Annotated in this window: 13 protein-coding genes; 3 read left to right on the top strand and 10 right to left on the bottom strand. The window is 47.1% G+C overall.

Annotated features, from left to right (window positions below; genetic code table 11):
- Positions 1 to 2: 2 nt before the first annotated feature.
- From KSW37_RS09050 to KSW37_RS09025, 6 genes are all read right to left on the bottom strand, one after another.
- Complete coding sequence (locus KSW37_RS09050) at positions 3 to 998, bottom strand: hypothetical protein (RefSeq protein ID WP_217314218.1); 996 nt, start codon at positions 996 to 998, stop codon at positions 3 to 5.
- A gap of 5 nt (positions 999 to 1,003) precedes the next feature.
- A complete protein-coding gene (locus KSW37_RS09045) occupies positions 1,004 to 2,065 on the bottom strand; it encodes a hypothetical protein (RefSeq protein WP_217314217.1) in 1,062 nt (353 codons plus the stop codon).
- A gap of 56 nt (positions 2,066 to 2,121) precedes the next feature.
- Positions 2,122 to 3,018, bottom strand: coding sequence for a fimbrillin family protein (locus tag KSW37_RS09040; RefSeq protein ID WP_217314216.1), 897 nt, complete (start codon positions 3,016 to 3,018; stop codon positions 2,122 to 2,124).
- A 50-nt stretch (positions 3,019 to 3,068) separates the two neighbouring features.
- Positions 3,069 to 6,599, bottom strand: a complete 3,531-nt coding sequence (locus KSW37_RS09035; protein WP_217314215.1) for a fimbrillin family protein — start codon at positions 6,597 to 6,599, stop codon at positions 3,069 to 3,071.
- 83 nt (positions 6,600 to 6,682) lie between these two features.
- Positions 6,683 to 7,600 (bottom strand): fimbrillin family protein, encoded by a 918-nt coding sequence (locus KSW37_RS09030; RefSeq protein WP_217314214.1) that lies wholly within the window; start codon positions 7,598 to 7,600, stop codon positions 6,683 to 6,685.
- A 263-nt stretch (positions 7,601 to 7,863) separates the two neighbouring features.
- Complete coding sequence (locus tag KSW37_RS09025; protein ID WP_217314213.1) at positions 7,864 to 8,733, bottom strand: PfkB family carbohydrate kinase; 870 nt, start codon at positions 8,731 to 8,733, stop codon at positions 7,864 to 7,866.
- Positions 8,734 to 8,887: 154 nt separating this feature from the next.
- Here KSW37_RS09025 and KSW37_RS09020 point away from each other — a divergent pair, with 154 nt between their 5' ends.
- Entirely contained in the window at positions 8,888 to 10,546 is a 1,659-nt protein-coding gene (locus tag KSW37_RS09020; protein WP_217314212.1) for a putative transporter, read from the top strand.
- A gap of 68 nt (positions 10,547 to 10,614) precedes the next feature.
- On the opposite strand, the gene KSW37_RS09015 is transcribed toward KSW37_RS09020, so the two are convergent.
- Positions 10,615 to 12,285, bottom strand: coding sequence for an RluA family pseudouridine synthase (locus tag KSW37_RS09015; protein WP_217314211.1), 1,671 nt, complete (start codon positions 12,283 to 12,285; stop codon positions 10,615 to 10,617).
- 162 nt (positions 12,286 to 12,447) lie between these two features.
- On the opposite strand from KSW37_RS09015, the gene KSW37_RS09010 reads away from it, so the two are divergent.
- Together KSW37_RS09010 and KSW37_RS09005 are read left to right on the top strand one after the other, a co-directional pair.
- Positions 12,448 to 14,511, top strand: coding sequence for a tetratricopeptide repeat protein (locus KSW37_RS09010; protein WP_217314210.1), 2,064 nt, complete (start codon positions 12,448 to 12,450; stop codon positions 14,509 to 14,511).
- A 42-nt stretch (positions 14,512 to 14,553) separates the two neighbouring features.
- Positions 14,554 to 15,393, top strand: coding sequence for a LytR/AlgR family response regulator transcription factor (locus tag KSW37_RS09005; RefSeq protein ID WP_217314209.1), 840 nt, complete (start codon positions 14,554 to 14,556; stop codon positions 15,391 to 15,393).
- A gap of 1,004 nt (positions 15,394 to 16,397) precedes the next feature.
- Here KSW37_RS09005 and KSW37_RS09000 read toward each other — a convergent pair.
- The 3 genes from KSW37_RS09000 to KSW37_RS08990 form a co-directional block, all read right to left on the bottom strand.
- Positions 16,398 to 17,174, bottom strand: a complete 777-nt coding sequence (locus KSW37_RS09000) for an ABC transporter ATP-binding protein (RefSeq protein WP_217314208.1) — start codon at positions 17,172 to 17,174, stop codon at positions 16,398 to 16,400.
- A 53-nt stretch (positions 17,175 to 17,227) separates the two neighbouring features.
- Positions 17,228 to 17,602 (bottom strand): RidA family protein, encoded by a 375-nt coding sequence (locus KSW37_RS08995; protein WP_006848032.1) that lies wholly within the window; start codon positions 17,600 to 17,602, stop codon positions 17,228 to 17,230.
- A gap of 86 nt (positions 17,603 to 17,688) precedes the next feature.
- Positions 17,689 to 21,720 (bottom strand): hybrid sensor histidine kinase/response regulator transcription factor, encoded by a 4,032-nt coding sequence (locus KSW37_RS08990; RefSeq protein ID WP_217314207.1) that lies wholly within the window; start codon positions 21,718 to 21,720, stop codon positions 17,689 to 17,691.
- Positions 21,721 to 21,835: the final 115 nt, after the last annotated feature.

The raw sequence follows: 21,835 nt of genomic DNA, 5'->3' as shown, positions 1-21,835 counted from the left end.
TCTTACTTCTTTTGTTTTCCGATTTTAATACCTATGCCGATGCTGCCCTGCCATTGTTTTCCGGCGATGGTGATGGCTGAGGCTGCGATGCTCACTCTGTTGAACGAGGCGAGTACACCCAGCTGGGCTGCGAAGCCTTTGTGGGTAAGGTCTTCGTTGAGCAGGTATCCGCCTCCGCTGCTCTCGGTCTGCTGCCAGGCTGTAGCGGCTTTGCCGTAGCCTACGCCTTCGAATAGGCAGAAACCATGCGTAATGTGGTGGATGGCTCCAGCGGTAAAGGTGTAGTTCTGGTGGCGTGTATTGCCTGTATAATAAGGTTTGATACTGCTGCCCGGCGTGTAGCCTTCTTTGTTGCAGGTTCCTTCTGTGCTGCCGATGCGCTTGAGGTTGCTGCTGGCATGGATGAAGAAGCCGTGGCGGCGCATCAGGGCGAAGAAGAGACCGTAGGAAGGTCCGTCTTCATGGAAGGATAGCGTGGCGAGCGTGTAGAGGGCGAGTGGCATCTTCTGACGTACTTGTGGTACGGCAATCGTATCTATTACCGTCTTTACCTCTACGATGGTGTCGTGCTTCTCCTGGATGATAGGAGTAAGTTTTGGCAGTTTCAGCTTCAGCTCGTAGGTCATTCTGCTTTCCAGCGGTTTGCTGAACCGGTAGTCGCGGAGCACGCCCCATTCCGGATGCTTGATGGTGAGCAGTTTGGAGCCTTTGGGAAGATAGAGCCAGATTTCGCCCACTTCATCTTTTCGCGATACGATGCCGAGCGGGGTGGAGAAGGCAAAGTCGGAGGGCGCTTCTACCTTTACCAGGGCGCAAGGCTCATCGTTGAGGTCGCGTACGGGGGTGATAAAGGCACTCACGTCGTTGGGCAACAGGCGGAAACCTGCTACCGAAAATTCCTGTGCCTGGACGGATGCCGACCACAGGCTTAATATGAATAAGAGTATCGTGAGTCTTAAACTCCCAGCTCTTAATTTCTCACTCCTAACTGTCATCATATTATTTATTCTAAATTAAAGTCTTGTATACTGATTACATCGTCTCCGCTATGTACGGTTCCTGCCGGTTGCCAGGTGCGCACGTGGATGAGCGGCATAGACGGGTTGCGGAAATCCCAGAGCAGAAAGAGATAGCCGTCGTCTGCGTAACGGTTGCTCTTGTATTGCTGTCTCAGGGTGACGCCGTAAATGCCGTCCATCGTAGGATGGCGCATAATGCGGAATCCCGAGAACTTCAAGTCTATCTTCTGGTTGACTGTAAATACCTTCGCCAGTCTTGAAATATAGTCTTTCTTCGAGTGAATGGCGTAGGTTACCTTTGCTTCAGCCTGACATTTGTTGTCGTTGGCTGCAGGTTTTACCACGTTTCCTACGATGATGAGTGCCTTGTCGCTAAACACCTGTTTCAGAAAATCAAGATCCTTGGTGGTATAGGCTGTGCGGAAATGTTCGCAGTAATTGAGGATGGTGCGGCGGCGTCTGGCATCGGTCTCTGTGAGTTTGCCCTGCATGATTTTCGAGGCTTCCTTGTAGAAAGGATTCGACTGCGCCATCGTCTTGAGATCTACCTGCGAAAGATGGCTGGTCTTTCCTGTTTTTGGTGCGTTCGCTTGCCTGTTTGCCTGTTCTTCCGGTTGATAATCAGCCGAAGTCTTTGCGGTTTCTTCCGCCTCTCCATTCATCAGCATCTGCGCCTGCTGCCTGTTGTCTTCTGGAATCGCATTCTTGTTGCTTTCCGTGAATACGACCATACCCTGGCGGTCGATAAATCCCTCTCTCTTAGAGTTTTGCTCGCGGAACCGGAGTTGTCCGTTGCGGAAACGGGTATCTAGCAGACAGCCACGCAAAGGGATGGCAAACAGCTCGTTGCCGTCTGCATCTTCTACCACGTATCGCTTGCCTTTCGTGCCGTTGTCCTTTTCTACAAGTTCCAGTCCTTCGTTCACTCCGTATCGGATTTCCTGGCTGTCGCCTTTATAAACGGCAGAGGGCAGCAGCCACAAGGCTGCCACCCATCCTCCGAGAAGGAGTGCTAGAAGGGATAATATCAATACCGTCTTCTTCATCGATAATTCTCTGTATTTTTATCATGCATAGCCCTTCGGGAGAAAGGCTTTCTTACTTATTTTCCCCAGTTCTGAATCTCGCCGCCTATCTCTATCTTCACCTGGTCTGGGTTGTCTGAAATGATGAAGTTGACAAGATGTTCGGTTCCGGGTTTAAACTGGAATCTGCTCTCGTAGAGATAACTTACACCTTTCATTACCACTTCGATGAGTGGTCTTCGGTTTTCTATGCGTTGAGGCACGATGATTGCCGAGTAGATGTAGTCGCTCTCCTGATGGGCGATGATGCTCTGCTGGGTTCCTTTCACATAACGGGTTGCCACGCCTGCCTGAAGGTCGATGGTAGCTGTAGGTACCGTGCTGTGGATGGTTACCTGGGCATGAGTAGGCATTTCTCCCTCAAAGTCTTCGCCCTTGATCAGGCGTATCTTGAGCTTGCTCATGATGTGCTTGAAGTTGAGGCTGATAGGGGAGTTGGATGCCTGGATGTCCTTGCTGGTGGCAAAGAGCAGGTCGCTTGCCTCGTAACCGCCGGGTGCAGTTGCCGTCTTCGGGGTACTCTGGTCGAGGGCTACGCTGAAAGGCTGGTCTGTCGTGCTGCTTACGCCCTGTATGTATGGGTAGTAAGCGTAGGCGTTGTAGGTGCCTTCGTCCCAGTAGAGGGTACGGGCGGCTTCCCATTTGCTGCCATCGTAGGTGAGCGCTTCGTTGTTCACGAGATTGCCGCCTATTTCGAGTGGAGCCTTGCTTTCTGCCACGTAGAGACCTATCTTGTCGTTTGACTCGAAACTGGTTGCCGTGGCACGGCTCTGGCCGGGATAGTTTATGGCAAAAGTCATCGGCGTAGATTGGGCATCCTTGTAGCGGGAGGTTGTTTCCACCTCCTCGCTACATGAAACCATTCCTAATATAGCCAACGCAAAACTGGCGTATCTTATTATATGTTTCTTCATTTTTTTTCTTGTTTTAATGGTCCATACTCTGATTTTCCTGGCATCCGTCCTTAGCGATGCTTTCTAACCTTTGCCATCTTCAGCGGACTGCCTTTATGGAAGACTGGAGCATGCTGGTAGGTTCCGGATGTGCGTTGGTCGCCATTGCCGCCGAAAGCACGGCTCTCTACGATTCCCGCATCCCGCTTGTCGTTCTTCACGAAGTCTTCGAAACTGTAGGTTTCTCCGGCATAAGCCTTGATGCGCTTCACGATACTCTCACGGCTGATGGTGCTGTAGTAAGGAATATCGTTGTTCATGCAGGAGTTCGGCTCCGAACGGAATACGCCTCGGTTGTGCATGTAGCCTCCCTCGTAGATGTCTACGATGTCGCTGTAGCGGTCGTCGAAAATCAGATGGCTCCAGCCTACGCTATGCATCTTGCCGGTAAGTTCCAGGTTGTCGTACCAGCCGAGTGACTTGGCTCCGTTGAATTCAAGAACGTGTCCGCAGCAGGTGCAGTCGCAGAAATCGATGAAGGCGTTGTGATAAATGTACTCATCGCCCAACTTTCCGAATCCGTGTCCGCCTGCCTCATGCTGGATGACGCCACGGGTATCGAGCGGATAGTCGTAGGTACTCTGCGGACAGAAGGCAATAGCCGAACCATCTTCCCACATCTGGCAGATGCCGCCGTAATCGGTAGAATTAGGAACCATGATGATCAGGGTCTGATTCAGATTGCCCTTGTTGACGGTTGGAGCGCCCAGAGCATAATCGAATACTTCGTCATAATCTGCCTTCAATCCTACGCCACCGGTAAAGGTGGTGTTGAATCGGTTGTAGCGGATGGTGTTCACGGTTCCTACGCCTGATTCAGTAGAAAGCGGAATGGCGGTATAAACATTGAAGTAATCACGGTAAGTCTTGTAAGGCTCAATACCGAAGAAATATTCCACTTCCTGCTTGATATCATTCAGATATTTTCCGCTGGCAATATCCTTTGCGCTAAAGCCGTCGCCGAGCAGAACGATGTTGATTCCTCCATTGTTGCCCTTGGTAGCCTTCTGCAGGGTAATCCATTCGTCCTCGCCATATTCATAACCATACTGCGAAACGCTACATTCGTGGGTATAGTCTTTGTCTTTCAGGCGGAATACCACCTTTCCATCACGACTATCAGCATTCTTAGCCATTCCCTTGATAGTCAAAGTAACTTCAGTTTTCTTGTTGCCGCTGGCAGGAGAAACCTCACACCAGTCTGGCTTACTGGCTACTTCCCATTCGCCTTCGGCGTTAATCACCAGTTTCTGCTTATGCTCCGTGCTTAAAGCGCAGGCTACAGATGGGCGGCAAACGAGCTCGTGGTGAGCTGCGATTCGCTTGAAGTCGCACCAGCCTGGTGCTGCCTGATACTGGGAAATGGCAGATTCAGGAACTTCGAGAGTGAAGTTATCCTTGGCTACGCCATTGAAAGCTCCGCTCAAAACATGTGCAGGAACCTCTCCTCTACAAACGATGCTGTAAATGCCAAAATCGTTGGCAAAAGCACCTCCATTATCTCCCCATGTTGATTCATAACCAATACTAGACAGACTTTCTGGGAAAATAAGTTGTTCTATACTACGGCAGTTGGCGAAAGCTCCTGCACCGATTGACTCCAAGCCTTCAGGAAATTCCAAAGTACCCATCAATCTCCAGTTTCCTGCAAAGGCGTTTCTGCCGATAGATACAAGACCTTTTGGTAATTTTAATTCTCCAGAAAAATCACACCCAGCAAATGTACTCTCTCCAACAGAAGTTAGGTTTTTAGGTAAGTTCAACTCTCCTTTTAGTGGAACATTATTAAAAGCACCTTGATTGATGCTTGTTATTCCATCATGAAGTTGGAGTGTACCATTAAAACCTGTACCGCCAAATGCGTTTTGATTAATGGTTTTTACGCCTTGTGGTATTTTAAGACTTCCCGTAAGATTATTGTCATTACAAAAAGCCCCATCACCTATATATTCAAGTTTATCTGGTAATACTAAATTGCCGTAATAACCAGGATTCGATGCAAATACATTATGTCCAATATATTTCAAATTGTTTGGTAATTTCAACTCGCAATTAAAATGACAACCGTCAAAGGCACCTCCGATATCTACGGCGCCTCCTCCTCCAATATATTCCAATGTTGTTGGTAGTGAAAGAGAACCTGTTAAGGAATTACACCAAAGAAATGCACTAGGACCGATGCGAGTTACTCCCTCTGGTATGATGATAGAACCAGTTAGATTTACACAATTTCTGAAGGCTCTTTCACCAATACCTGTAAGACTGTCTGGAAGAACGACACGGACTAATGAGTTCTTTTCATCAAATGCACGCTCATGAATTACGTACTTTCGCTCTACCCCATCGTGAGAGTTGTCACCAGAAATCCAAGGTTGATAACCAAATCTTCCATAAACAATAGCTTCTTTCATATTCAGAGATTGAAGATTGCTCATTTCGTCACGCATAAATTCAAAGTCTGTTGGTCCTATCTCGCCGGTAATCTTAAGATTCTTGAGTTTTGTATAGTCCTTATTAGCCGCAGCAATCGCCTCTTTTAGGTGACCTTTCGTTGAGTTGATAACCACGTACTCCTTCGCCGCAGCATCATGACTTACCAAATCATTCTCCCAAGGAGTGATGCTTTCGCTTACCAAGGTAAGCTTATAAGTGCCGCTTCCTGCCTGCTTATCCACCTTGATACCGAAGTTCATCATCTTGCCAGATACGTAGGTAAGTGCTTCGTTCTTAGTGAACTTATAAGGTACGCCGCCGATGGTGATGCTGAAGAGGGTAGTGCCGGCTGCCACGGTTTGAGGAACCACGATGGTGCGCCACTCGTCGTTAGTACGAGATGGGATGGTCATGGTGTTCTCTACAGCACCTGCAGTCTTGATTTCGCCAGTAGAAAGATTGATGCCCGCCTTGCGGGCTACGTTGGCTGTCAGAACAATCTTCTCCAGATTCGCCCATTCGCCCTCAGCAAAACCGGAACCCTGAATCAGGGTAACACGGGCATTAGACATGCGATGCGCCATAGGCAAACGGATTACGCTGGTGGTAGGAGCCACATCTGAAACCTTGCCCCAGAGAAAATCGCTCGCTTCGTAGCCACCCATTTCGCCATTCTCGGTTGCCTTGCTCTGGTCTTTCTGAACCTCAAACTGATAATCCTCTATGCTCTCAGGATTGGCAAAAGGATAGTAGCCATACACATCAATATGCGTATGCTTGTCTTTCCAGAAAAGGTCATAAGCGGAGTTCCACTTATAGTTAGGCTCATCGAAAGTGTGGCGCACATTATCGCCACGGTTGCCGTTTACCTTCAAGGTTCCAGGCTTGTTCCCCTCGTAATCTACGATGTAAACGCCCATCACGTCGCCGTTGCAGAAACCGTTGTCGTTGACGCGGGTTACGGCAAGCTGGTCGATATCGCCCGAAAGCTGGATGCGGTTGCTGTCGTGCTGCTCGGTCTTGTCGCCGAAGAAGTCATCGCTACAGCCTGTCAGGAGCATGGCTCCTGCCGCAAGCAGATATAATAAGGTATGTTTTACTCTTTTCATAAATAATTCTTTTAGGGGAGATGACCTTTCTCAGTCAGAAAGATCATCTCTTATTATTTCTGGATAGAAAATCGTCCGTTCTGTTATTCGGCTGTTCCGCCATAGTCAATACCGTCGTCTTCCCACTTGCTGATATTTACATTCACGCCGTTGCTGGTCTTGCTGAGCGTAACGGTAAACTTATGCTTCTTGCCAGCCTCAAAAGCGGAAAACTGGGATGACTTAGGGAGATTGAAATCTCTGCCGTCAACATTTACGGTAATGAGATTTCCCTCGCCTACGGCTTGCGGAATGATGAGCGCCTTGTAGCTGTTGCCTTCTTCCTTGAGCGGAATGAGGTCTGTATCATCGCCCTTGGCTGTTACGGCACCTGTAGAAAGATTGGCTGTAGCCTGTGTCTTCAGACGGTTGATCTTTACGCTAATCTTGGCTGCAGCAAGCGAAGCCTCTGTAAATCCGTTTCCTGCCACGAGTTTGATAATCATCTGGCTCAACACGTGCCTGGCTTCTATCTTCACGGCGCTTTCTGTAGGAGCCGCATCTGTAGTCTTGCCTATCAGAAGTTCGCTAGCCTTGTATTTTTCCGTTGTGCTCTGGTCTGCATTTATGGTCCAAGGCATCGCCTCTATGTTGCTGATAGAGCCTGTATATGGATAATAAATATAGAAATCGGCATGGGTGCTGTTGTCTTTCCAGTAGGTTGGTGATGCAGCCTTCCAGGTTCCATCGTAGGTAAATTTCATGTTGTCTACATGGTTACCTGTTGTTTGGAGTGTTGCGACAGAGCCGTCGGCTTTATGGTTGACAACAAACAGTCCTATCTGGTCTCCCGTTTCAAAAGCCAGATCAGTAGCACGGCTTATCGAAGTGCTGATGCTGATAGGCACTTTTGCTGAAGGGGTTGGACTAGGTGTAGGGTCTAATTCAGAACCTCCACCGGAACATGCGGTTAATGCGAGGAGCATGCTCCCTACGATTGCTAGATACTTCTTCTGTTTCATGATTTCTTCGTTTTATGTGATTACTTTTTCTAGGTGTATCTGGAACTGCTAGTTTCATTTACTTTGCAAAGGTAGGAAAAAAAGTGGTATTATACAAGTTCATAATGGTTCATATATGGAAAAAGTTGCTAAACAACATATTTTCAAGGGATAAACGGAGTGTGGAGTCAAAGAAAAAAGGCAGTTTCCTGCTTGTTGGAAACTGCCTTTCTCTTGAAATCGGGAATAGTCCCGTCTGTTTTATCTGATGATTGTTTCATCTGTTATCTGATAATTTTCATTACATCTTCTATGCTGCGGTTGAACGGTCCGTTGTGCTCCAGTTTGATGGTACACATGGCTGCAGCAAACTTTCCGGCTTCTACCGGATTGGCTCCCTGCATACGCTTGTAGAGATAGCCTGCCGAATAGGTGTCGCCACATCCTGTAGCATCTACTACTTCATGAGGAGGGTAGGCAGGAATATCGTAGAAAGTATCATCTACATAAACCAGAGAGCCCTCGCTTCCCAGCGTGATGATTACTTCGGCTACGCCCCAGGCATGAATCAGCTTGGCGGCTTCCTTCGGGTCTTTCAGTCCCGTAATGGTCTCCATCTCGGTCTCGTTCACCTTCAGATAATAGGTGTTCTTGAGCACCTGGAGCTTGTCCTTCCAGTCGGTAGCGTAAACTTTCTCGTCTCTCACCTCGCGCAGATAGCCCTGCACATCGATGGAAACTTTTCCCTTCTTGGCAAGAAAGGCGACCACTTCCGGCGAGAAATCATCGCTCAGCAGACTGCCCAGGTGAAAAACCTTTGCCTCTACATGCTCCAGCTGCTGGATGGTGAAAGGATCGGCCTTGGCAAGCACTCGCTGCTTACGGTCGTTGGGATTATTGCCATAAATATTTTCGAAGAAAACCGTATTGCGCGATGGGTTCAAGGTGACATCTATTCCAGCCTTGAGCATCTTTTCAACAGGTTCCTTCTCGGTAGGATCCATCGCCGTAATAAGCGAGAAACTTACATCCTTTGGCAATTGGTTGATGGCGTAGGCAAAATAAAAAGAGGTGCCGCCAGCCATGTAAACCGTACTGCTCGGGGTCACGATTTTATCCTTTGTTACGTGCCCAATACAACAAATATCTTTCATTCTTACTTTATTTTGCGGATGCAAAGGTACTGCAAATCGAGAATAATACAAAAAAAAATGGGAATTATTTTGTTTTGTTCGCATTTTAATGTACCTTTGCATCGAGAAAAAGCAATTTTTAAAGTTTTATCTAGAATAGATATAAAGAAACATTATGTGGTTTGATAATTTAATCAACGTGCATTCGGCGGTGCAAGGCATCGTCATCCTGTCTTTGATTTGTACTTTGGGTCTTGCCCTCGGCAAGATTCATGTCAAAGGAATCTCCCTTGGCATAGCCTTCGTATTCTTCGTGGGTATTATAGCGGGTCATCTCGGACTCTCTATTGACCAGAACATGCTGGAGTTTGCAGAAAGCTTCGGCCTTACCATGTTTGTGTATGTGCTGGGTCTTTATGTGGGTCCTAACTTCTTCGGTTCGATGCGTCACGAAGGCATTTCGCTCAATCTGTGGAGTCTGGCTGTCATCTTGGTGGGAACCTTGTTCTCGCTCGTTTTGTGCTGGATTCTACCAATCAGTCTGCCTGATATGATGGGCATCCTGTGTGGCGCCACGACCAATACGCCTGCCCTTGGTGCTGCCCAGCAGGCGTTGCAGCAGTTGGGCTTGCCTAGCGAAGGTGCGGCTCTGGGCTGCGCCGTCACTTATCCTCTGGGTGTAGTGGGCGTTATCCTGGCGATGATGCTCATGCGCAAACTCTTTGTGAAACCGGAAGATCTGGAGATTCGCAAAAATGATGATGACGACCATACGTCTATCGGACAATACGTAATCGTGAATCCCGCCCTGAACGGCAATACCATCGCAGAGATTACGATGATGACGCATCGCAAGTTCATCATCTCCCGTGTGTGGAGAGGCGAACAGGTAATTGTTCCTCAGGCTGATACGGTACTTCATACGAATGATAATGTGCTCGTGGTTACCAATAAGGATGAGGTTTCGGCGATGCAGATTCTCTTCGGAAAGAAGGTGGATAAGGAGTGGAATAATGATAAGGTAGACTGGAATGCGATTGATGCGAAGGTTGAAAGCCGCATTATCGTTGTTACCCGTCCGGGACTGAACGGCAAGCGCCTGGGCAGTCTGCAGATGCGAAACTCCTATGGCGTGAATGTGAGCCGAGTGCTTCGTGGTGATATCCGTCTGCTTGCTACAGATGACCTCCGTCTGCAGTACGGCGACCGACTGACGGTAGTTGGCGACCCTACGAGTATCGACCATGTAGAGCAGTTTCTGGGTAATGCCGTAAAGACCTTGAACGAGCCGAACCTCGGCGCTATCTTCCTCGGAATCATTCTCGGTCTTGCCGTAGGAACCGTTCCTCTGGATATTCCTGGAATGACGGCTCCTGTGCGTCTGGGTATTGCCGGTGGTCCTATCGTGATGGGTATTCTGATTGGTGCGTTGGGACCTCGTGTGCATTTCATCTCTTACATGACGCGAAGTGCGGGGCTGATGCTGCGAGAACTGGGTCTTGCCCTCTATCTCGGTTGCCTGGGATTGGCGGCTGGTGGACAGTTCTTCGAGACGGTGGTCCGTCCGGAAGGTTTGATGTGGGTAGGCATCGGTTTCCTTATCACGGTTGTACCTGTGGTTATCGTAGGTCTCATCATCCTGAAGACCAAGAAGTATGACTTCGGCAGTATCTGCGGAATCCTCTGTGGAAGTATGGCGAATCCGATGGCTTTGACTTACGCCAACGAGACGCTCGACGGCGATACGCCAAGCATCAGTTATGCTACGGTTTATCCGCTCGGCATGTTTATCAGAGTGGTGATAGCCCAGGTTATCGTGATGTTCTTTGTCTGATATTCCGATGTTTTCATCTGTTTCTGCTGATTCTGTCATCCGCAGATATGAAGAAAGGCTGGTTTCGGTTAGAAATCAGCCTTTCTTGTTATAGTCATTTTCTTTCCCGTCATCGGGTGCTCAAATGTGATTTCTTCAGCATGGAGATGCAGTCTTGTTGCAGTCTCGTTGCCGTAGAGCGGATCGCCTATGATAGGGGCATTCAGACCCTCCTGATGAGCACAATGCACTCTCAGCTGGTGCGTTCTGCCTGTTTTCGGATAGAGCGCCAGGCGCAGATGGGTATCGTCAATACGCTCTAGAACCTCGTATTCTGTAATGGCTTCCTTGCCCTGTTCACGGTTTACAATCTGGCGTGGACGGTCTAGGAAATCTGCCATCAGAGGAAGCGAGATGTAACCTCTTCCGCTTTCTGCTTCTTTCAGAATCCGGTTGCACGATTCCTTGTCTTTTCCGCAAACGATGGCTACGTATTTCTTCTGAACCCGATGATTCAGAAACTCCTTTTGCAGACGATGATAGGCAAACTCGGTCTTGGCAATAATCATCAGTCCGCTTGTTGCCATGTCCAGACGGTGGACGATGAGCGGACCGGTAGCTTCCTGATATTTCCTGCGCATCAGAGTGTAGACGGATGGCTGGGCTGCATCTTTTCCGGGAACCGAGAGCAAACCCTCGGGCTTATAGATGACAGCCAGTTCACGGTCTTCGTAGAGCGTTTCCACCTTATTATATATAGTAGCCTCGGTCTGTTGGGTTTCAAAGACCGTTTTAGGCAGCATCCAATGTAGTATCGGTTTGCATTTTCCGTTGCAGGCAGGATAAAACTGAAGATGGTGCCTGATTTCTTCTTTTGGACTCTCTCCCCACCAGAACATCGCCATCTGCAGAGGCTTGTAGCCATGCTGGTAAGCGTATTGCAGGAGTTTCGGCTCGCAGCATTCTCCACTTCCTGCAGGTGGAATCTTAATCGCCTCGTCCTTGAAAATCTCCAGCAGGTCCTTGCTTTCTCCTTCTGCATTCAGCATCTGGAATTTCGCAAACAGCCATTGCTGAAGTGCTTCTGATAGCTCTTTGCGGAGCTTTTTTGCCCTGTTCAAGTCCTTTTCGTAGACTTCGTATTCTGTTTCCAGCGCCGTCTTTTCGTTTATTGATTTCTTCAGTCTCTTCAGTTCAGCCTTCATAAACTGGCTCTCTTTTATCATCGCCTCTTCCTCTTCCTGGCTCAGAGATTTTCCAGCAGAAAGGGCTTCCTGTCGCCTTGCATCTCGCTTTTCTTTCGCTTCTTTTATCTTTGTCTGATAGTTTGCGATAACTTCCTGGCGCTTTTGCTGTAAATCATTAATCAGGCTTTTTGCCTTTTTCAGGGTTTCGTTGGCTTCAATCTGTCTGATTTGCTGGTTCAATTCCGAAATCTCAGCCTCATGTTTCTTGAAATATCCGTCGGGTTGGAGATAATCGAATACGGCTGGAACAAAACCTTCCCAGTCGCTCCTGCCGCCAATCTGTCCGCTATAAGCTCTCAGATAGCCAATCTTACCGTTGTCGGCTTCTACGATAAGCACGCCGAACATCTTTCCACGGTTTATTTCCTCCCGCCAGTCGTTTCGCTGTGAGAGTTCAGCCTGCAGCTTCCTGCATGCTTCGATGCAGAGCGGATGAGGTTCGTAGCTGAATGGATTGTTCATCCTTTCAGGCATATTATTTAGTTCTATATTTTTGAATAAATGCATTTCCATGCTACAAAGATACACATTTAAACACGTTTTAGTTCATATTTTATTTAAAAAATGAGTTTTTCAGTTATTTTTTTTGTTTATTTGGATTTTTTGTTGTACTTTCGCAACTGAAACATAAATTCATTTAAATAGTCTATCATGGTAAGTGTATATAGAAAGATAATGACGATGCAGATTAAGAACGGACTGTGCCTTCTGTGGCTATTCGTTCTGATGCTGCTGTTTGCCGCTTGTTCTCATCGGCAGAAGGGTGATGAGTCGTGGCATAAAGATATCGATGAATTTGTGTCCGGTCACCAATCTCTCATGCAGAGTCATCCTGATTCGATGATCATGCTGATAAGAAATTTCAAATGTGAAGGTAATCCCGATAAAAGCGATCAATGGAAAAAATTATTAATAGCTAAATGTTATTATATGAAGGGGGCTGATGCCCAATGCCAGTTGTTGATAGATTCGGTTAACGCTTATTGCAAACAAACTCCTGACAACAGAATTCTTTCTTATGCTGATAATCTGCAAGGCATACTTTTGCTGGTTTCCGGCAAGAGGAAGGAGGCTTTAATTTATTATGAGAAAGCTTATCATGAAATCATGAACCTTGACAGTTGCGGCGAGGCGATTGATGTATGTATCAATATTGCCGATGCGTCCAGACAGATGGGTAAGCTGGCGGATGCTTCTTCCTGGTACCGCCGTGCCTATTTCCTGGCAGATTCTCTGAATCAGCATGAAGCCCAGAACAGTATTCTCTCAGGACTGGGACAGGTTTATAATGATTTGCAGAACTATCAGCTGGCGCATCATTATTTCCAGAAGGCTGAACGCCTGTATCCGCCAAAGAATCCGAAAGATGTTCATTTCTTTTACAACAGTTGGGGAAATGTGTACAGCAGTCAGGAAAAACCGGCTGAGGCTCTGAAGTGCTTCCTGAAGGCTCAAAAGGCTACACGGCAGATGGAACAGCCCCTGGCGACGGCTATTGTTGATGCTAATCTCGGACAGACTTATCTGGAACTCAACCGGTTGGATTCTGCACAGAAATATCTGACTCTTACCACGAAATTCTTCTTTGCCCAGCCCTCCATGCAGAGCGATGTGCAATTCTATGTGGATGGGTTGAATGCATCTCTGGCTCTGAAGCAGGATAGTCTGGCGAAGGCTACTGAGATTTTGAACAAGCCATACGATCTCTCCAAGATGTCGCCTAATTATCTTTACCTTTATCATAAGGGACTGGCGGCTCTTTGTGAGCGCAAGGGACAGTATGCCAAGGCTCTGCAATATCAGAAACTGATGAATCAGTACGACGATTCGCTCCGTAACGCTACGATGGTTTCGAATGTTCAGGAGAATGAATTGAGATTCAAGCAGGATACGGCCATCGTTCGCCGTGATTTATCCCTTAGCACCACGCAAGCAGAGGTAAGATCCTTTAGAGTCATCCTGCTCCTGATTATTGGCTTGCTGGTAATGAGCGTATTGGCTCTCATCGCTTTCCTCCGTTACAAATGGTTGCGCAACAAGCATCAGCATCATGAGGAGATGAACCGGATGATGGCTCTGAAGATGGAGAATGTGCGCAATCGTTTCTCGCCTCATTTCGTATTTAATGTGCTCAATATCTTCGTCTCGAATCTTCCGAAGGGGGTTGATGTCAAACCGCTTCAGCTCCTGATACAGGTACTGCGTGCCTACTTGCTTTCTTGCGATAAGATGGCGGTAAGTCTGGAAGAAGAACTGCAGATGGTGATGAGCTATTCTACTCTTCGCCATGAAACCAATCCGTTCCTTCCGATGCCTCAGTTCCATGTTGCCAAGGATGTGGATATGAAGCTCATGCTGCCGTCTATGATTATCCAGATTCCTGTAGAGAATGCCTTGAAACATGCTTTTGTGGGAATGGAAGAGACGGAAGATAAGCCTTTGCTGGATGTAAATATCTGGGTTGAGGACGATATGCTCCGCATAGATGTTACAGACAACGGATGTGGAGATTCGGGTACCGTTGGCAAGAAAAAGAAAAATTGTGCTGCCAGTACGGGAACCGGATTGAGAATTCTGAACAGTACCATCGAAATGCTTAATGCAAGCAACGAACGCAAGATGTTCTTCAAGATGCAGAGCAACAGAGGAGCATCAGAAGAGGAGGGTGGTGCCAGGAATAGAGGAATGCGTGTAAGTATCGGAGTTCCATGTAATTACGATTATAATGTCTTTAAGTAAGAAACTTTTCATAAGAATTTAAAACGAAATAACATGCAAGCAATGCAAGATAGAATTAAGGTTGTGATTGTGGACGATGAACCACAGAGCATCCGCAGGTTGCAGGACGATTTGGCAACTCTGGAAGATTTTGAGGTGATTGCCACATCCTCTTCGGCGGTATCGGCAAAGAATCTGGTGATGAGCATACAGCCCGATGTGCTGTTCATCGATGTTGAAATGCCTGGGCAGACGGGTTTTGAGGTGTTGCAGTCTCTGAGAGAAGAAATGCCGATGGAGCTCATCGTAGTATTCTACAGCGCCTTCGATAAGTATATGATTGATGCGCTCAGGGCCTCTGCCTTCGATTTCCTGTTGAAACCTTATCAGCAGGATGAGTTCGGACTTGTAGTAGACCGAATCCGGCAGAAAATGAAAGATGGAGATGATGTGGATGAAGATGCTTCTTCCGTTCCTGAGTCCTCTTCCTGTTCTTCTGAATCAGCCTTGGCTTCTCAGAAGGCTCAGGATTTTTCGGGAATGAATGGGTTGCTGGGAACAGCAGCCAAGCGTCTTGCCATTCAGACCATTTCGGGTTTATTGATGTTGAAGCCCGATGATGTGTTCAGTTGCACTTTTGATGAGGCTACTCATCTTTGGCAGTTGAAGTTGTCGAATGGTCAGGTTTATAAATTGAAGAAGCAGGCCACGGCAAAGACCATCCTTTCCATGTCGCCTTCTCTGGTTCAGGTTCGTCAGGACTGCATCATCAATCTCGACTATCTTCTCAGCATTGAGAATTATACGCTCCGTTGCATCTTTTCTCCTCCTTTCGACCATGAGGAAATCACGGTTTCCCGCCGCTGTTATAAGGCGGTAAAGGATCAGTTGGAGATATTGTAGGAATAGGAAAAAAAGAGGGTGTGCAAGATATAGTTCTTGCACGCCCTCTTCTAGCTCTGGTTTATAGCAGGGGTGTCATATAGAGTGGTAGATATGCTATCCCATCTTTTTCCGCTAAGTCTGAGGTGTGAATGACGTAAGGAGTCGATAGGTAATATGTCGTGCCCCATCAATGAGTAATGCGTTCTGCCCATTATCGTCTGATTTCCATCTTAATAATTGACTATAGATTTTACGTTTCATAACTTCTTGGTATTCTTATTGTTGCACGTATCCTAGCTTTCAGAGTGCTGGATTTTACACGTTTCCTAGGTTTTGTAATCCTATATTTTACACATTTCCTAGGTCTCCGTTGGTGCAAAATTACACATATCCTAGGATAAGGAGATGCTTTTCCCTGAGATTCTTGTCGTTTTTAATGTTTTTTACGTTAATATCAATGATGAGGGCCCAAGATAGCATAATACGCTAGCAAACCATTTCTGTATACGCCCTTATAAGTTTTTTCCTCTTTTTATCCCTCACATCCCTCACGTTTCCTCTTTTTAAATTTTAATTGTTTGATAATGAGGTAATTATTTCTTCTGTATAGCGTGATGGATATTCCCGTTTTCGGAGTATCTGTCACGCTATTTAAGTATCTGTATATTAGTGTATTAATGTGCGTGGTGTATGTAAACCGTGATGGATGATAGATGATTATCTAAAACTTATTCACGAATATGGCTGCGTTGGGTTACGAATATGGTTGCGCTGGGTTACGAATATGGCTGCGCTGGGTTACGAATATGACTGCATCGGGTTACAGATATGGCTGCGTAGGCTAACGGAGCCGTATCCGTAGGCTTGCCGAGACGTCTGCATCAGCTAACTGAGACGTCTGAACTCGCTGATTGAGCTACTTGAGTTTGCAAACTGAGCCACTTGAGTTAGCAAACTGAGCCACTTGAGAATTTTTCTTCATGTGCTTGCGTGTGACCATAGAAAAAATCAGTTACGAAAACTCATTTGATTTCGATGCGGAGGGAATCTTTGTTGAATCGGATGCCGTCACGATTGATGAATCTGGACAAGGAACCATCGGCAGCCAACTCTTTAGGAGTGCCGATAGAGAAACGGCTTTCTTCCATCAGCCAGAGACGGTCGGAGAGCTGGAGCGCCAACTCTACATCATGGGTTGACAGTAATATGGACTTATTTTGTTCGTGCGCCAGGCGACGGAGCATCTGTAGGGTTTCTATCTTGCTGGGGAAATCGAGAAAGGCGGTAGGCTCGTCCAGGATGATGATGCGGGTTTGCTGCGCCAAGGCTTTGGCTATCATTACCTTCTGACGCTCACCATCGCTCAGTTCGCTGATGTTTCTCTGGGCAAGATGCTGAATGCCCGTTTCCTGAAGAGCAGAAGCAACAATCTGCTTGTCGGCAGCAGATAATGTGCCCCAGAAACCGGTATAGGGAGAACGGCCTATGCCTACAATCTCTTCAGCAGAGAGTTGGGCATGGTCTGTCTTCGATGTGAGAACGATGCTGATTTCTCTGGCGAGTTCCTGGGCTGAGAAATCGGAAAGAGATTTGTCCTGAATCAGAATTTCGCCATCAAGCGCTGGCTGAAATCCGGCTAAAGTTCTGAGTAAGGTAGATTTGCCCACTCCGTTGGCTCCGATGAGACAGGTCAGTTCACCGGCTTGGAGCGAGGCATGAACAGGTGAGGCTATCGCCCGGAGCTGATGCTTCGAACGATAGCCTATAATCAGATTCTTTAATGTAATGCTTGATACCATCTAAAGAATGTTTTCACCTTGAAACTTTACTTCCTGATAGAAAAGAGGAAGAATTACTTGGCTGCCAAAACCTCAACCTCTACGAGGGCGCCCTTTGGCAACTTCTCTACAGCTACGGCAGAACGGGCTGGATATGGCTGGCTGAAGAACTCGGCATATACCTCGTTCATGGCAGCGAAATCGTCCATGCTGTTCAGATAAACTGTAGTCTTAACCACATGAGAAAGGTCAGTACCTGCTGCCTTCAGGATGTTCTGGGCGTTGGTGAGGCTCTGGCGAGTCTGCTCCTTGATGCCGCCTTCTACGAAATTGCCTGTTGCAGGGTCGATAGGAATCTGACCAGATGCAAAAACAAAACCATTTACTTCGATAGCCTGGCTATATGGACCGATAGCTGCAGGCGCATTGTCTGTGTGAATTGCGTTCATAATTTATTTTCTTTTTCTATTATTAAATCAATCTAGATGCAAAGATAAACAATTTTTCCCATAATAGGTCTATTTCGCATCAAAATTTAATAAGTTTTCTTACTATATTCGCTCGGTGTACATCCAAATTGCTTCTTGAAGCTGGTTGAGAAGTGGGAGAGGGTGTTGAATCCCGTCATGTAGGCAATCTCCGAGATGTTGTACTTGCCTTCCACGATGAGGGTGGCGGCACGATTGAGCTTATAGGTCTTGAAGAAGACGCTTGGATTCTCTCCTGTGAGTCCCTTGACCTTGTAGTAGAGCTTTGTACGGGAGATGTTCATCAGTTTCGTTACCTTGTTGACATCCAATTCCGAGTTGGCTAGTTCCTGCTCCATCATATGATAGAGTTCGTCCATGAAGAGTTTGTCTTGTGGCGACAGCACTTCTTCCACGTTCTTGTCGGTCTCCGTGGCGTTGGTTAGGATGGTCTTGGTCTTCTCACGGTTGGTGAGTTGCGAGTTGATCATTGCCAGGAGAACCTTGGGGGTGAATGGTTTGGTAACGTAGGCATCTGCTCCACTGTTCAGACCCTCCACTTGGTTTTCGGTGGTGGTCTTTGCCGTTACCAAGATGACTGGGATATGGCAGAGTTGGATGTCTTGCTTGATTTCCTTGCAGAGATCATAGCCGCTCATTCCCGGCATCACCACATCGCTGAGGATGAGGCTAGGTTCTTCCTCCCTTGTCGCCTTCAAGGCACTCTCGGCATCGAAACGATAGATGATGCGATAGGATGATGCCAGGAGGGTACGAAGATAATGCACCACTTCGGTGTCGTCATCTACGATGAGTATTTTCGGACGGTTGTCTGTACTGTTATCTTGACTTACCTTGTCTGCCACTTTCTGACTGTCGTGCAGCGGAAAAGCCATCTTCTGGTCTTGCTCCAAAAGGGCTTTCTCGTTGGCGGCATAGAGGCTCTCATCGGTAGGCAGGGTAACGGTGAAGATGGCTCCCTGGCAGTCCTTGCGATTGCCCGCCTTTAAATCGCCATGGTGAAGGACGGCTAGGCTGCGGGCATAGTAGAGTCCGATGCCAGTACCCCAGTTGATGGTGCCTGTGGACTGGTTGTTCAACTGATAATATCGCTTGAAGATATTCTCCACCTCATTCTGTGGGATTCCCTTGCCTGTATCAGCCACCGTGATGGTGATAATCTGTTCTCCCTTGTTAGTGGTACCGGTGTCGAAAGATACATCTATCTTACCGCCACGAGGGGTAAACTTCATGGCGTTGGACATCAGGTTGTTGATAATCTTTTCCAGTTTGTCGGAGTCCAGAAGCATCAGGTAGGAACCTTCTAGTCCGTGACAGTTCAAGGTGATACCTTTCTCCTCGGTATTCACGATGAAGAGGTCCATGATGCGTTTCATCTCGGTGATAATGTCGGTTTGCTTGACGTGCAAGCGGAGCGTGTCGTTCTCCAACTTGTTGAAGTCGAGCAACTGGTTGACGAGTCTCAGCATTCTATCTACGCTTCGGTTGATGATGTTCAATAGCAACTTGTCGTGCTTGTTGATGCTTTCACTTTCGCAGAGTTGTTCCACAGGTCCCGAAATCATGGTGAGTGGTGTCCGGAACTCATGCGAGATGTTAGCGAAGAAACTCATGTTCATCTTGTTGATGCGCTGTTCTTGCTCCTTCTCATCCTTAGCCTTTTGAACCATGTTCTTCTCGATGCTGATGCGCATCTTCTGCCGATAGATCACGAAGCCGACGCACCCCATTATAATAAGGTATAGGCACCAGGCCCACCAAGAGTTCCAAGGCTCAGGGGCGATGCTTACCAGTATGCTTTTTTCGGCGATGGTATTGTTGGAGTTGTTGCCTACCATCTTGACCTTGAAGGTATAGTTGCCAGCAGGCAGATTAGAGTAGTACGCCTCGTTGTTATTGCCTGCATCAATCCATGTATTATCGAATCCAGCCATTTGGTAGAAGTAGTGGATGTGCTTGTAGTCGCTGTAGTCGATGGCAGAAAAGGCAATGCTGAAGCTGTTTTGTTTGTAGCTTAGGTGGATATGGGGTGATTCTTCCATACTCTCCTCGATACATCCATTCTTGTCAGGAAGCATAATCTCATTATGTACCTTGAGTGTTTCGAAAAGCAGACTTATCTGTTGGTTCGTGTTTACGTTTTGTGGATTGAAGATGGTGAGTCCTTGGGTGCCGCCGAAGATGAGTGTTCCATCTGATAGCTTGCACGATGCCCTATCGTAGAATTGGAAACCTTTCACACCGTCAGCCTCGTTGTAGGTGGTTACCTTTTCTGTTTTTCCATCTATCTTGTTGAGTCCATACAGCGTACTGACCCAAATGTTTCCATCTCGATCTTCCTCGATGCTTGAAATGTCGGAGCAGGAGATTCCTGCTATGGTGGTCAGCTTGTGGCTCTTTGCGTCATACTTCAAGAGTCCGTTGGTAACTGTACCCAACCAGATGTTGCCCTTGCGGTCTTGATAGTTCTTGGTTGGGATATACACACTTCGCTTGATGCACTTCTTCCAGTCATCCGGATTCACTTTAAACTCTTGGATGTCGAAGTTGTCTCCATTCATTTCGAGGATGGGTTTGTAGAAGGCAGATATGAGCATGTTGCCATTCTGCAAGTGCATGATGCAGGGAATGAAGCACAAAGTGGTAGGGAAGAGTTGTTTTTTGGTCATCTCTCCACTTTGTGCTGAAATGCAGTAGATGTTGACGGATGCCGTGGATACCCAGATGTTACCCTTTGCATCTTGGCAGATGTCTATAGGCATGAAGCAAGGGTAGGAGGCTACCTTGTTGAGATTGTTGCCATCGTATTGGTACTTTGCCACATGGTCGCCATTGGCTAGCCATAGATGATTGCTGCTATCCACAAAGATGTTGATGATGGCATTCTTCTTGTTGCCGTTGCTGTAGGAATCCATCGGTATGTCCTTGAGTTGCTGGGTTTGCAAGTCATACATATAGAGTCCGTTCTTCTTGGTAGAAATCCAAAGGTGGTGATTCCTGTCGGCGGCTACTGAGAGTACGGGCTGTTTGCCGATGGCACGTTGAAGGGCAGGCATGCTGTTAAACATATCCTTGTATCTGTAGATGGTTTTTACGCCATCGTCTTCAGACCCGAGCCAAAGGTTGCCCTTGGAGTCGGTTAACATCTTGTTGACTTGCATATCAGGCACTTCGAATGGGAAATTCTTGTCGCTTTGTGGCAGGATGGTTCCCTCTTGGGCATTGAAATAGAGTAATCCGTGCTTGGTGGTGCTGAACAGAAGATTGCCTTTTGCGCCATAGGGATGGATGCAGTTGACCATGTCGTTGGGGATTTGCATGCCTTGCAAGGCTACAGGGAGATGTTGCCATTTCCGGGTGTCCGTATCAAAGAGCTGCATTCCATTATAGCCAGAGAGGTAGAGCTGATGCCCATCGAGGAGAAAAGAGGTGATGGGATTACTCTGTACAGGGCTTTTGGCGATAAGTTTGAGGTCTCGGGTGCGATACCCCTTGACAGAGTAAGAGGTAACAATCCACATCACATCTTTTCGGTCTATATGGCAAGAGATATGATAGCAGTTCTTCTCTAGCATCTTGGAGAGCTTGATGATGGCTGTGTTGGTATTTTCGTCATATTGATATATGTCTGTCATCGTGAGGAAGAAGATTCTTCCCTCCTTGTCTTCTAGGATTTTTTCGATGTTCTTGTTAGTACCATTGATACTTACTCGGTTGAAATTGCCATTGGCCTGGTATAGGCATACGCCGTTGACGGTGGCTACCCAGAGTCGGTTGTGGGAGTCACGATAAATGTGGGTAATATGGTTGTCGGGCAATCCCAGTGAATCGTCCACGCAGTAGTATTGGTGATACTGGTTGCCATCATACTTGTTGAGACCACGGAAGGTACCTATCCAGATTTGACCGTATTTGTCTTCGCAGATGCTCATCACCTTTTGGTTGGAGATATGATCAGACAGGACGAGGTTCTTCTCGGGTGAAGAGACTACGGGGATGTCTTTTTGTTCCTGGCAAGCAGTAAGAAGAAGGGTTGCCAAGAGAATGAGTGCGTTATAAAATATCTTTGTTCGTTTCATAATCGATGGTTTTGATAATGATTGCAAAAGTACTATAAAACCTTGATATATACAAGGATTATAAGGCTTTTTAAACAAATAAGCAAGTTTTTGAACATATAGAAAACCCCATTTT

This window comes from Segatella copri (genome assembly GCF_019127135.1).
Classification (GTDB): domain Bacteria; phylum Bacteroidota; class Bacteroidia; order Bacteroidales; family Bacteroidaceae; genus Prevotella.
The sequence above is the reverse complement of the archived record's forward strand: the minus strand, read 5'-3'. Positions and strand labels throughout refer to the sequence as shown.